We start from the raw sequence: 12,361 nt of genomic DNA on the forward strand, positions 1-12,361 counted from the left end.
CGGGAGTGTCGGATTCGCCTCCGGGGGCGCAAGGGCGCGCATGAACGGATGACGTGCCGAGTGTGAAGGAGTCGCCACCGAGACGTGCGCAGGCCTGCACGGTTCGGCACGGGTGGGACTCAAGTTGCCTGGTGGGACGAGTGGTTGATTGGAAGGGCCCGGCCGCCGCGTGCTTTGATCCATCGCACCGCAGGAGCCGCACAGGGCTTCGGAAACGGCGCCCGGCGCCTGTGGTCGCGGCCCGTCCCCATGGGGGCACCGCTCCCCCCTTGTGAATATCCATATGAAGGGAAGTTCCATCATGAACTCCACCCCCCAGGTTGAGACCGTCGAGATCTCCGACGCCGAGCTCGACAACGTCTCCGGCGGCCTGCAGCTCAACGCCCTGGGCACCGTCACCGGCCTGGTGGACGGCGTTGCCCCGGTTTCCGGCCTGGTCAACACGGTCGTCGGCACGGTCGAGGGTGTCACCGGCCTGAACACCGCCCCGGTCACCGGCCTGGTCGCCGGTCTCTGATCGGACCTTGTGCCGTTGAGTCCCGGAGCCGCTTCCCGGCTCCGGGGCTTTCGGACGTCGTAGAACAACCGGCTCCCTGGGGCCGGTCCACTGTCGTTTTCAGGTGAGGGAAAGTTCCGTGCAGTTCCGCCAACAGGCCCTCGCCAAGCTGCAGTCGCCGGAGGAGCTCGATCTTCCGGTGCGTTTCGCCCGCCCCCAGGGCTGGCTCGCGCTCTCCGTCACGGTGGTCGTCATGGCCGCCGCGTCCGTGTGGGCGGTGACCGGCTCGGTCGCCTCCACCGTGAGCGCGTCCGCCATCCTCACCCATGGGCAGGGCAGCTACATCCTCCAAAGTCCCGTGGCGGGACAGGTCACCGCGGTCCTCGCCGAGCAGGGCGAGCGGCTGCCGGCCGGCTCCCCCGTACTGAAGGTCCGTACGTCCGACGGCGACACCGTCGTCCGCTCGGTCGCCGCGGGCCGGATCACCGCGCTGGCCGCGACCATCGGGCAGATCATCCAGACGGGCGCGAACGTCGCCGCCGTGGAGAAGGTCGCGCACGCGAAGGACCCGCTGTACGCCACCGTGTACGTCCCCGCCGAGAACGCGGCCTCGATCCCCGCGCACGCGGCCGTGGACATCACCGTCTCCTCGGTGCCCACCCAGGAGTACGGCGTGCTGCACGGCCATGTGAAGTCGGTGGACCGCTCGGCCCAGTCGGCGCAGGCGATCTCCGCGTTCCTCGGGGACAGCCAGCTCGGCGAGCAGTTCACCAAGGACGGCAGGCCGGTGGCCGTCCTGGTGAAGCTGGACAAGTCGTCCGGTACGAAGAGCGGCTACGAGTGGTCCTCCAAGGACGGGCCGCCGTTCGCCCTCACCTCCATGACCCTCGCCAAGGGTTCGATCCGGCTGGCCGACCAGCGCCCCGTCGATTGGCTGCTGCCGTGAGCACCGCACAGGACACCCGGAGCAGACGCCGCTCCGCCCCGCCCAAGCGCCCGGTCCCCAAGGGAAGGGCGAAGACCGTCCGCACGCCCACCGTCCTCCAGATGGAGGCCGTGGAGTGCGGCGCCGCCTCCCTCGCGATGGTGCTGGGCCACTTCGGCAGGCACATCCCGCTGGAGGAACTGCGTATCGCGTGCGGTGTCTCCCGCGACGGCTCCCGCGCGAGCAACCTCCTCAAGGCGGCGCGCAGTTACGGCCTGACCGCCAAGGGCATGCAGATGGACACGGCCGCCCTCGCCGAGGTGCGCACCCCGGCCGTGCTGTTCTGGGAGTTCAACCACTACGTCGTCTACGACGGCATGGGCCGCCGCTTCGGCCGCCGCGGGGTGTACATCAACGACCCCGGCAAGGGCCGCCGGTTCGTGCCCATGGAGGACTTCGACGCGAGCTTCACCGGCGTCGTGCTGATCATGGAGCCGGGGGACGGCTTCACCAAGGGCGGGCGCAAGCCGGGCGTGCTCGGCGCGATGCCGGCCCGGCTGCGCGGCACCGCGGGCACGATGCCGGCCGCGGTGCTGGCGAGTCTGCTGCTTGTGCTGGTCGGGGCGGCGGTGCCCGCGCTGAGCCGTACCTATATCGACATGTTCCTGATCGGGGGGCAGACCTCGCTGCTCGGCGTGCTGTTCGCGTCGATGGGCACGTGCGTCCTGCTCACCCTGGTGCTGACCTGGCTCCAGCAGGCGAACCTGCTGCGCGGCCGCATCATCTCCTCCACGCTCTCCAGCGCCCGCTTCCTGCGCCATCTGCTGCGGCTGCCGGTGACGTTCTTCTCCCAGCGCAGCCCGGCCGACCTGGTGCAGCGCCTCCAGTCGAACGACGCCGTCGCCGAGACCCTGGCCCGCGACCTCGCGGCGGCCGGCGTGGACGCGGTGGTCGTCGTCCTGTACGCCGTGCTGCTCTACACCTACGACCCGCAGCTGACCTTCGTCGGCATCGCGGTCGCGCTGCTCAACATCGTCGCCATGCGGGTCGTCATCCGGCTGCGCGCCACCCGTACCGCGAAGCTGCGCGCGGACAGCGCCCGGCTCACCAACACCGCCTACACCGGCCTCCAGTTGATCGAGACGATGAAGGCGACCGGCGGCGAGGACGGCTACTTCCGCAAGTGGGCCGGTCAGCACGCCACCACGCTGGAGGAGCAGCAGCGGCTCGGGGTGCCGAGCGCCTGGCTGGGTGTGGTCGCGCCGACGCTGGCCGCGCTGAACAGCGCGCTGATCCTGTGGATCGGCGGCATGCGCGCGGTCGAGGGCGGTATCTCGGTGGGCCTGCTGGTGGCCTTCCAGTCCCTGGTCACCCGCTTCACCGCCCCGATCACCCGGCTCAACGGTGTGGCGGGGCGCATCCAGGACTTCGCGGCGGACGTGGCCCGCCTCAAGGACGTGGAGAACTTCCAGGCGGACCCGCTCTACGACCGTCCCGGCGCGGGCGACTCGACGCGCCGGCTGCAAGGTCATGTCGAGCTGGAGAACATCACCTTCGGCTACAACCCCCTCGACAAGCCGCTGTTGACCGGCTTCGACCTGACGGTCGGCCCCGGTCGGCAGGTGGCCCTGGTCGGCGGCTCGGGCAGCGGCAAGTCCACGGTCTCCCGGCTGATCTCGGGCCTGTACGCGCCCTGGGAGGGTGTCATCCGCATCGACGGACAGCGTCTGGAGGACATCCCGCGCGGCGCGCTCGCCTCCTCGGTCTCCTTCGTCGACCAGGACGTCTTCCTCTTCGAGGGCTCGGTCCGCGACAACGTGGCGCTGTGGGATCCCTCGATCCCGGACGACGCGGTGGAGGAAGCCCTCCGGGACGCGGCGCTGTACGACGTGGTGATGCGCCGCCCGGGCGGCATCCGCAGCCGGGTCGAGCAGGACGGCCGGAACTTCTCCGGCGGACAGCGTCAACGACTCGAGATCGCCCGGGCGTTGGTGCGTCGCCCGAGCATCCTGGTCCTCGACGAGGTGACGAGCGCGCTGGACGCGGAGACCGAGCTGACGGTGATGGACAACCTGCGCCGGCGCGGCTGTGCCTGTGTGGTGATCGCGCACCGGCTGAGCACCGTGCGCGACAGCGACGAGATCGTCGTGCTCCAGCACGGCACGATCGTGGAGCGCGGGCGGCACGAGGAGCTGGTGGCGCGCGGTGGTGCGTACGCGGCTCTGGTCAGGGAGCACTGAGATGACGACCGCACCCGAAGGGGACCTCGTCCTCCAGGCCCTGGGTTCGATGGGTACGCCGTTCGACCTGGCCGGGCACAACCGCCTCGACCTCGAAGGGCCGCAGGTGCTGTGGCTGGTGGCGTCCGGCGCGGTGGACCTGTTCGCGGTCGACGCCCAACAGCAGGGCCACTGGCACCACTTGGGCCGCCTGGAGGCGGGTTCGCTGCTGCTCGGCCCGACCCCGGGACCCCAACACACCCTCGTGGCCCGCCCGTTGCGCGACTGCGTGGTGCACCGCATCGGGCTGCGCGAGCTGTACCAGCCCGCCAACACCCAGACGTGGTCCTACGACGAGTACGGCAACCCCCAGTACGTCCCGCCGACGACGAGCCCGCTGGAGTACGCCCTCGCCCTCGGGGTCGGCCGCAGCCTCTCCATCCTCTTCCAGGCGCCGATGGCCACCGAACGGGCCGCGGAGGTGACCGACGACGACGTCTTCTGGATGCAGGTCCCGCCGGGCAGCGTGCAGTACGGCTCGCTGTACGGCGCCGAGGCCGCCGCCGACCTGCTGATGGACCCGGCGGTCTGGCAGAGCATGGTCGACCAGCAGTACCGGCTGCTGACCACGCTGGACCGCTGGATCGAGCAGCTGGAGCGCACCCACGAGACCCGTACGGCCGAGGGCATCAAGGCGGGTGAGGCGGTCCGCGCCCAGGCCGACCGGACGCTGCTGGCCTCGATCGGCAAGTCCTCGGGCAAGCGCGCCACGGCCGCCGACGCGGACGCCTCCTACGCGGCCTGCAAGCTGGTCGCGCAGGCGGCCGGGATCACCCTCGCCGACCCGGCGCAGAGCGGCACCGGCAGCGACCGGCTCGACCCCGTCGAGCAGATCGCGCTCGCCTCCCGCATCCGGGCCCGGGCCGTGCGTCTGGACGGCGGCTGGTGGCGGGACAACGTCGGTCCGCTGGTGGGTCATCGGGCGCTGTCGGGTGCGCCGGTGGCGTTGCTGTGGCGGCGCGGTGGCTATGTGGCGGTGCATCCGGCGACGGGCCGGGAGACACCGATCGAGAAGGCGAACGCGGAGGAGTTCGAGCCGCGTGCGGTCATGTTCTACCGGCCGCTGCCCGAGCGCCGGCTCACTCCGCTCGGGCTGCTGCGGTTCAGCATGCAGGGCATGGGCGGGGATCTGACGAACCTGCTCCTGAGCGGGCTCGTCACCGTCGCGATCGGGGCGATCGTGCCGATCGCGACCGGCAAGGTGCTCGGTGAGTTCGTGCCGAAGGCGCAGACCGGTCTGATCGTGCAGGTCTGTCTCGCGGTGATGGTCTCCAGTGTCGTCGCGGCGGCGTTCATGCTGCTCCAGAACCTGACGATCCTGCGCCTCGAGGGCCGGATCGAGGCGACGCTCCAACCGGCGGTGTGGGACCGGCTGCTCAGGCTGCCGACGAAGTTCTTCACCGAGCGGTCCACCGGTGAGCTGGCGAGCGCGGCGATGGGCATCAGCGCGATCCGCCGGCTGCTGGCGGGCGTCGGTCCGGTCGTCGCCCAGTCGGTGACCGTGGGCGCGATGAACCTGGGGCTGCTGTTCTGGTACAGCACCTCGATGGCGCTGGCGGCGATCGGCATGCTCGTGGTCATCGCCGCGATGTTCCTGGGGCTCGGGCTGTGGCAGGTCCGCTGGCAGCGACGGCTGGTGGTGCTCGGCAACAAGCTGAACAACCAGGCGTTCCAGACCCTGCGCGGACTGCCCAAGCTGCGGGTCGCGGCGGCCGAGAACTACGCGTACGCGGCGTGGGCCGCGCAGTTCGCGCGCAGTCGGGAGCTCCAGCAGAAGGTGGGGCGGATCAAGAACCTGACCACCGTGATGGGCGCCGCCTATCTGCCGATCTGCACGCTGCTGATGTTCATGCTGCTGGCGGGCCCGGCACGCGGGTCGATGTCGGCGGCCGCGTTCCTGACCTTCAACACCTCGGTGACGATGGTGCTGACCGCCGTCACCCAGCTGACCGGCTCCTTCGTCTCGGCGGTGGGCGCGCTGCCGCTGTTCGAGGAGATCAAGCCGGTCCTGGACGCCACCCCCGAGGTGCGCACGGCGAACACCCGCCCCGGCCCGCTGTCCGGCGGCATCGAGGCGCGCAGGCTGTCCTTCCGGTACGCGGACGACGGCCCGCTGGTCCTGGACGACGTGTCGTTCGAGGTGCGGCCCGGCGAGTTCGTGGCGATCGTCGGCCCCAGCGGCTGCGGCAAGTCGACGCTGCTCAGACTGCTGATCGGCTTCGACCCGCCGACATCGGGCAGTGTGCTCTACGACGGCCAGGACCTGGCGGCGCTGGACCAGTCGGCGGTCCGCCGGCAGTGCGGGGTGGTGCTCCAGCACGCCCAGCCCTTCAACGGCTCGATCATGGACGTCATCTGCGGCACCGAGCCGTTCACGCCGGAGGAGGTGATGGCGGCGGCGCAGATGGCGGGGCTCGCGGAGGACATCCAGCGGATGCCGATGGGCCTGCACACGATCGTCTCGGGCAGCGGCGCCGTCTCCGGCGGCCAGCGTCAGCGGCTCATGATCGCCCAGGCCTTGATCCGCCGGCCGCGGATCCTGTTCTTCGACGAGGCGACCAGCGCCCTCGACAACGAGACACAGCGCCGGGTGATCGAGTCCACCAAGGCTCTCAACGCCACCCGGATCGTCATCGCGCACCGCCTGTCGACGGTGCTGGACGCCGACCGCGTGATCGTCATGGAGGACGGCAAGGTCGCCCAGCAGGGGCCGCCCGCGCAGTTGCTCGCGGACACGGGCGGGCGGTTGCACGAGCTGGTGCGGCGCCAGCTGGCCTGATCAGTCCAGGCCGGGCACGGGGGCTCCGGACGGGACACCGGCGTCGACGTACCCGTCGTAGAACTCCTTCCAGCTGGCCGGTCCATCGGCGGGCGAACCGGCGGCGTACGCGTCCAGGGCTCCCAGGCAGACCTCCCAGCCGGCGCTGTTGCGGGCGGCCGTGTTCGGTGCGTCGAGCACGTTGGTGAGGGTGAAGCGGGTGCGCTTGTCGGCCAGTTCCTCCAGGTCGAAGTGGAGTTCGTCGGCGCCCCACGCGAAGGAGAGGTGCCGGGGCGGGTCGACCGCGATCACCCGGCCCGTGCCGTCCTTCATGTTCGGGTCCCCGCTGAACCTGATCTCCCCGCCGGGCCGGAGGTCGATCTCGGCGCGGGAGGGGAACCAGTGGGCGAGTTCGTCGGCTTCGGTGACGAACCGCCAGACGCGCTCGATCGGATGGTCGTAGGTACGGCTGAAGCGGACGGCGGTACGCCCGTCGTCCAGCGTGAGGCAGGTGCCGGTGAGGTCTGCGGACATGAGGGATCAGTCCTTCGGGAGGGGTTCCTCGGGGTCGTCCGACGCGGTCTCGTCGAGGCGGCGGCCCAGGGTGTCCAGGCTGTGGTTCCACAGCTTCCGGTAGGGCGCGAGCCAGGCGTCGAGTTCGGCGATCGGGGCCGGGTCGAGGGCGTAGACGCGGCGCTGCGCGTCCTGCCGGACCCGGACCAGGCCCGCCTCCCTGAGCACCTTCAGATGCTTGGAGGTACCGGGCTGACTCAGACCGCATGCCTCCACGATCTCCCCGACCGGCCGCGGCCGCTCCAGGAGCAGCGCGACGATGGCCCGCCGGTGGGGATCGGCGAGGGCGGTCCAGAGCGCGGCGTCGGACATGGCTCCAATATTCCTCCAGAGTTATATGACCGTCAAGGAATACTCAGGGGCGGCAAGGCTCAGGGGCTCATACGGGTCAACTGTTCCCGCAGCGCCGCCGCGAAGCGCGCCGGGTCGCGGAGGAACTCCATGTGAATACCGGGGAACTCCACCCAGGGCGCGCCGACGCGGCGGGCGATCTCGATCGAGGGGCGGCCGTAGTAGGTGTCGAGGTCCTCCGATCCCGCGCCGAGCACGATCGGGAAGGGCGCCGCCCGCAGCGCGTCCTCGTCGGGCCGGAAGCCGGCGAAGCCCGGCCACTCGGCGCCGAAGAGCTGGTCCTGGTTGCCGAGGAACCGCTTCCAGAGGTCGTCCGGCCAGCGGTAGGTCCCCTCGCCGCGCACCGTCTGGGCGAACCGCCGGCCCGCCGCGGGCGCTCCGCCCTGTGTGTAGAGCCCGGCGACTTCCGTGAAGAAGCCGCGCGCGGGGTCGTCGTCGGGGAGCACGTTGACGGCGGGTGGCTCGTGGGCGATCAGCCCCGCCAGGGACGCGGGGTGGAGGGCGGCCAGGGTGAGCCCGATGATCGCGCCCCCGCTGTTGCCGAACACCAGCGCCCGGCCGCCGGCCAGACCGTCGACGAGCGCGCGAGCGTCGGCCGCCTGCCGGGCGAGGTCCATCGGCGTACCGGTGCGACCGGTGCTGCGGGAGTTGCCGCGCCGGTCGTAGGTGATCACCGTGAACGCGTCGGCGAGGTCCGTGGCGACCTCCGTGTAGTAGCCCGCGTCGCCGCCCGCCCCGCTGATCATCAGCAGTGCGGGACCGCTCCCCCGCCGCTCGTAGTACAGAGCCGCGCCGTCGACCTCGAACGTGCCGCTGGTCACACTCGACCTCCCTCCCCAGCGAAACGTTGCCGTTTCGCTGGAAGTAGCCTAGCCTCTTCATGTGTACGAAACCGTTTCGTTTACGGTTTGGCAAAGTCCGAACGACTTCCCTGGAGTGGTTCTTCCATGACGCAGAAGACCCTTACCGACGGCGCCCAGGCGGGCGCGCTCGAGGCACCGCCCGAGGACTCGTCGACCAAGCGGTGGTGGATCCTCGCGGTCGTCGCCCTCGCGCAGCTGATGGTCGTCCTCGACGCCACCATCGTGAACATCGCCCTTCCCTCGGCCCAGGCCGACCTCGGCTTCTCCGACGGCAACCGGCAGTGGATCGTCACCGCGTACGCGCTGGCCTTCGCCTCCCTGCTGCTGCTCGGCGGCCGGATCGCCGACCTCTTCGGCCGCAAGCCCGCCTTCCTGATCGGTGTCGTCGGCTTCGCCGCGGTCTCCGCGCTCGGCGGTGCGGCCACCAACTTCGAGATGCTGGTCACCGCCCGTGCCCTCCAGGGTGCCTTCGGCGCACTCCTCGCGCCCGCCGCGCTCTCGCTGCTGAACACGACCTTCACCGACGCCAAGGAGCGCGCCAAGGCCTTCAGCGTCTACGGCGCCATCGCCGGCGCCGGCGGCGCGGTGGGCCTGCTGCTCGGCGGCATCCTGACCGACGCCCTCGACTGGCGCTGGACGCTCTACGTCAACGTCGTCATCGCCGTGCTCGCCTTCGCGGGCGGCTGGCTGCTGCTGAACAACCACCGTGACGCCGCGAACTCCAAGCTCGACGTCCCCGGCACGATCCTGGTCGCCGCCGGTCTCTTCTCCCTGGTCTACGGCTTCTCCAACGCCGAGACGCACGACTGGAACGCACCCGAGACCTGGGGCTTCCTGATCGCCGGCGGTGTGCTGCTCGTGGCGTTCACCTGGTGGCAGACCAAGGCCGCGCACCCGCTGCTGCCGCTGCGCATCCTGCTCGACCGCAACCGGGCGGCCTCGTTCCTGGCGGTGCTGATCTCCGGCGCGGGCATGTTCGGTGTGTTCCTCTTCCTCACCTACTACCTCCAGCTGAACCTGGGCTTCAGCCCGACCAAGACCGGTGTGGCGTTCCTGCCGATGGTGGCCGCGCTGATGGTCGCCGCCCAGGCCGGTACGACGCTGCTGGTGCCGCGGATGGGCCCGAAGGCCGTCATCCCGCTGGGCTTCGGCATCGCCGCGCTCGGCATGGCCTGGCTGACCGGCATCGGTGTCGGCTCCTCCTACGCGAGCCATGTGCTGCCGCAGCTGGTCGTGATCGGTCTGGGACTCGGCCTGGTCATGCCGCCCGCCATGCAGCTGGCCACCGGCGGCGTCGCCGCGGAGGACGCGGGAGTGGCCTCCGCCACGGTCAACGCCATGCAGCAGGTGGGCGGTTCGATCGGTACGGCGCTGCTGAACACGCTGGCCGCGAGCGCCGCGACCGACTACCTGGCCGGGCGGGACCCGTCGAGCAAGCTCGTGCAGGCCCAGGCGACGATCGAGAGCTACACCACCGCGTTCTGGTGGTCGGCGGGCTTCTTCGCCGCCGGTACGCTGATCGCCTTCCTGCTCTACCGCCGCGGGATTCCGGAGCAGGACCCGGACGCGGCGCCCGTCGTCCACATGTGACCGAAGCGCACCGCGCCGAGGGGCCGACCGTCAACAGGGAGACGGCGGCCCCTCTTCGCTGCCATCGTGGCCGTATGCGCTCACCGGCGGCGGCACTCGGCAGCACGGTCTTCTTCGCGCTCGCACCCGGCACGGTGGCCGGGCTGATCCCGTGGTGGCTGACCGACTGGCGGCCCGGGGACTGGCCGCCGCCCCTGCGACTGCTCGGCCTTCTCCCGCTGACCGTCGGCGCGGCCGTCCTCCTCGCCGCCTTCGTCCGGTTCGTGCGGGAGGGCCTGGGTACCCCGGCCCCCGTCGCGCCGACCGAACACCTCGTGGTGGGCGGGCTGTACCGGCATGTGCGCAATCCGATGTACGTCGCCGTGGTCGCGGCGATCTGCGGCCAGGGGCTGCTGCTCGCCCGGCCGGTCCTGTTCGGCTACGGCGCCGGCGCCTGGGCCCTGATGTGGGCGTTCGCGCGCTGGTACGAGGAGCCCGCGCTCGCCGACCGGTTCGGCGCGGAGTACGGGCGCTACCGGCGTGCCGTGCCTGGCTGGATCCCGCGTCCGACGCCCTGGCGCGGTGAGTGAGGGCCCCGAAGCGGGTACCCACGGGTGCATGCGAATCAGCGTGGTGGATGTGGGATCGAACACCGTCCGGCTCGTGGTGGCGGACGCGGAGGGCGGGGTGCCGTTGCCGGTCCACACCGCCAAGTGGCGCCTGAGGCTGTCCGAACAGGTCGAGCCGGGCGGGCCGTTGCCCGAGGAAGCCGTCGAACGGCTCGTCGGCGCGGTCGCCGAGGCGAACAGAACCGCGGCGAAGTGGGGGGCCACGGCACCGCTGGCCTTCGCGACGGCCGTGGTGCGCGGCGCCGCCAATCGCCGGGAGGTGCTGCGCGCGGTGCGCACCCGTACCGGGGTCGGGCTGTGCACCCTGCCGGGCGAGGTGGAGGCCGAGCTGACGTTCCTCGGGGCGCGCCGCTGGATGGGCTGACGGTCGGGGCCGCTGGCCCTGCTGGACATCGGCGGCGGTTCGCTCGAAGTGGCTTTCGGGCGGGGCCGGTTGCCGGACTTCGTGGCCTCGTTGCCGCTGGGCGCGGGGCGGCTGACCCACGAGTTCTTCGAGGGCCAGGATCCGCCGACGCCGGAGCTGGTCCGGGCGCTGCGCCGCAGAGTCCGCCACCAACTGCGGGACGTCGCGGCCCGGATCCGCTGGGAGGGACCGCACACGGCGGTGGTCACCTCCCGTACCTTCCAGCAGCTGGGCCGGCTGTGCGGAGCCCCGCCGGGACGGCACGGGCCGTTCATGGAACGCCGGTTGCACCGCTCGGACCTGCGCGAGGCGATCGTCCGCCTCGCCGCGGTGCCCACCGCCGACCGCTCCCTGCTGCCCGGCATCTCCGCGCCGCGCGCCTCCCAGAGCCTGGCCGGCGCCGTGGTCGGACACACCGCGCTGAAGCTGACCGGCATCAAGACCGTCACGCTCTGTCCGTGGGCGATCCGCGAGGGCGTCTTACTGCGGCACATCGAGGACGGACCGTCCTGGTGGGCGGAGATCAGCCGGCAGGCCGAGGAGACCACCGCCCAGGATCCGGTACCGCTGCGCATCGCGGCCGCGGGGAGCTGAGAGAACGGCCACCGGCCGAAAAACCCGAGAAACCCGAAAAGGCCGAGAAGCCGAGAAAGGCGAGACAAGGAGACACCGCCATGTCCGAGTCCGACGACAAGAAGCAGCCCGAGACCGCCCTGGAGGAGGTCCGGCACGAGGCCGAGGAGGCGGCACACCGCACCTCGGAATCCGAGGAGCGGCGCCGGCGCCGGGGCGAGGCCGGCGACGCCCTCACCCCCAACACCGGCGCCCAGGAGGAGTCCGAGGGCGAGTGAGGTGACGCTCAGCCGGGCGGCGGGCCCAGGGGGCGCTCCACGAGGGCCCGGGCCACCCCGTGCAGGTTGGCGGCCATGGCCCGGCCCGTCCGGTGCGACCACTCCCGGCCGCGCTCGTCGTCGAGGTAGTCCGGCCCCGGGCCGGGACCCAGGTGCCAGTAGGTCCAGGCCTGGCCGGGGACGGTGTAGCCGAGGTCGGCGAGCGCGCCCGAGATCTCGCTGATCACGTGGTGCGCGCCGTCCTCGTTGCCGGTGACGACCACCCCCGCGACCCGGTTGTAGGCCACGGGCCGGCCCTGGTCGTCGGTCTCGGACAGCAGCGCGTCCATCCGCTCCAGGACCCGCTGGGCCACCGACGAAGGCCGCCCGAGCCAGGTCGGCGAGGCGACGACCAGGATCGCGGCGTCGAGCAGCTTGGCGTGGACGGCCGGCCAGGCGTCGCCGTCGCGCAGGGGCTCGCTGGTCACGCCGGGGGCGATGTCCAGGTCGACGGCCCGTACGACCTCGACGTCGACGCCGTCCTTCTCCAGTCCTTCGACGACGACGCCCGCCAGTGCTTCGGTGTTCGAGGGTTGGGGGGACGGTTTGAGCGTGCAGTTGATCACGAGTGCCTTCATGCCGGTCCGCAGTACCCCTCCCGGCCCGCTCCACGCCCAGGGGTGGC

Annotated in this window: 11 protein-coding genes and 1 pseudogene; 8 read left to right on the top strand and 4 right to left on the bottom strand. The window is 71.4% G+C overall.

Annotation, left to right across the window (positions count from 1 at the left end):
* The first annotated feature begins 301 nt into the window (after positions 1-301).
* The 4 genes from ABKA17_RS06050 (at position 302) to ABKA17_RS06065 (ending at position 6,479) form a co-directional block, all read left to right on the top strand.
* On the top strand, positions 302-517 hold the full coding sequence (locus tag ABKA17_RS06050; protein WP_353690813.1) for a type A2 lantipeptide: 216 nt from the start codon (positions 302-304) through the stop codon (positions 515-517).
* Between the two features lie 118 nt (positions 518-635).
* On the top strand, positions 636-1,442 hold the full coding sequence (locus ABKA17_RS06055) for an HlyD family efflux transporter periplasmic adaptor subunit (RefSeq protein WP_353690814.1): 807 nt from the start codon (positions 636-638) through the stop codon (positions 1,440-1,442).
* Positions 1,439-3,661: an NHLP family bacteriocin export ABC transporter peptidase/permease/ATPase subunit gene (locus ABKA17_RS06060; protein WP_353690815.1), complete on the top strand. Its 2,223-nt coding sequence runs from the start codon at positions 1,439-1,441 to the stop codon at positions 3,659-3,661. The genes ABKA17_RS06055 and ABKA17_RS06060 overlap by 4 nt, the downstream gene beginning before the upstream one ends.
* A 1-nt stretch (position 3,662) precedes the next feature.
* Entirely contained in the window at positions 3,663-6,479 is a 2,817-nt protein-coding gene (locus ABKA17_RS06065) for an NHLP bacteriocin export ABC transporter permease/ATPase subunit (protein ID WP_353690816.1), read from the top strand.
* On the opposite strand, the gene ABKA17_RS06070 is transcribed toward ABKA17_RS06065, so the two are convergent.
* Genes ABKA17_RS06070 through ABKA17_RS06080 form a run of 3 tightly spaced genes read right to left on the bottom strand, consistent with a single transcriptional unit; the run spans position 6,480 to position 8,203 of the window.
* Positions 6,480-6,992, bottom strand: a complete 513-nt coding sequence (locus ABKA17_RS06070) for an SRPBCC family protein (RefSeq protein ID WP_353690817.1) — start codon at positions 6,990-6,992, stop codon at positions 6,480-6,482. It abuts the gene before it with no gap.
* Positions 6,993-6,998: 6 nt separating this feature from the next.
* Positions 6,999-7,343, bottom strand: a complete 345-nt coding sequence (locus ABKA17_RS06075; protein ID WP_353690818.1) for an ArsR/SmtB family transcription factor — start codon at positions 7,341-7,343, stop codon at positions 6,999-7,001.
* Between the two features lie 59 nt (positions 7,344-7,402).
* Positions 7,403-8,203, bottom strand: coding sequence for an alpha/beta fold hydrolase (locus tag ABKA17_RS06080; RefSeq protein WP_353690819.1), 801 nt, complete (start codon positions 8,201-8,203; stop codon positions 7,403-7,405).
* A gap of 126 nt (positions 8,204-8,329) precedes the next feature.
* Between ABKA17_RS06080 and ABKA17_RS06085 the strand changes: the two genes are divergently transcribed.
* From ABKA17_RS06085 to ABKA17_RS06100, 4 genes and pseudogenes are all read left to right on the top strand, one after another.
* Entirely contained in the window at positions 8,330-9,835 is a 1,506-nt protein-coding gene (locus tag ABKA17_RS06085) for an MFS transporter (protein WP_353690820.1), read from the top strand.
* Positions 9,836-9,909: 74 nt separating this feature from the next.
* Positions 9,910-10,404 (top strand): methyltransferase family protein, encoded by a 495-nt coding sequence (locus ABKA17_RS06090; RefSeq protein WP_353690821.1) that lies wholly within the window; start codon positions 9,910-9,912, stop codon positions 10,402-10,404.
* A 28-nt stretch (positions 10,405-10,432) separates the two neighbouring features.
* Positions 10,433-11,440: pseudogene (locus tag ABKA17_RS06095) on the top strand (Ppx/GppA family phosphatase).
* An 80-nt stretch (positions 11,441-11,520) separates the two neighbouring features.
* A complete protein-coding gene (locus ABKA17_RS06100; protein WP_353690822.1) occupies positions 11,521-11,697 on the top strand; it encodes a hypothetical protein in 177 nt (58 codons plus the stop codon).
* 8 nt (positions 11,698-11,705) lie between these two features.
* Here the strand turns inward: ABKA17_RS06100 and ABKA17_RS06105 are convergent, their stop codons facing one another.
* Positions 11,706-12,314 (bottom strand): flavodoxin family protein, encoded by a 609-nt coding sequence (locus ABKA17_RS06105; protein ID WP_353690823.1) that lies wholly within the window; start codon positions 12,312-12,314, stop codon positions 11,706-11,708.
* Between the last annotated feature and the right edge of the window lie 47 nt (positions 12,315-12,361).

Origin of the sequence: Streptomyces sp. RG80, assembly GCF_040446465.1 — a bacterium.
GTDB lineage: Bacteria > Actinomycetota > Actinomycetes > Streptomycetales > Streptomycetaceae > Streptomyces.

Bases quoted from the DNA above. Each gene is read 5' to 3' on its own strand.
- ABKA17_RS06085 (WP_353690820.1), top strand. From the start codon at position 8,330: ATGACGCAGAAGACCCTTACCGACGGCGCCCAGGCGGGCGCGCTCGAG.
- ABKA17_RS06105 (WP_353690823.1), bottom strand. From the start codon at position 12,314: ATGAAGGCACTCGTGATCAACTGCACGCTCAAACCGTCCCCCCAACCC.
- ABKA17_RS06100 (WP_353690822.1), top strand. From the start codon at position 11,521: ATGTCCGAGTCCGACGACAAGAAGCAGCCCGAGACCGCCCTGGAGGAG.
- ABKA17_RS06065 (WP_353690816.1), top strand. From the start codon at position 3,663: ATGACGACCGCACCCGAAGGGGACCTCGTCCTCCAGGCCCTGGGTTCG.
- ABKA17_RS06070 (WP_353690817.1), bottom strand. From the start codon at position 6,992: ATGTCCGCAGACCTCACCGGCACCTGCCTCACGCTGGACGACGGGCGT.
- ABKA17_RS06050 (WP_353690813.1), top strand. From the start codon at position 302: ATGAACTCCACCCCCCAGGTTGAGACCGTCGAGATCTCCGACGCCGAG.
- ABKA17_RS06075 (WP_353690818.1), bottom strand. From the start codon at position 7,343: ATGTCCGACGCCGCGCTCTGGACCGCCCTCGCCGATCCCCACCGGCGG.
- ABKA17_RS06090 (WP_353690821.1), top strand. From the start codon at position 9,910: ATGCGCTCACCGGCGGCGGCACTCGGCAGCACGGTCTTCTTCGCGCTC.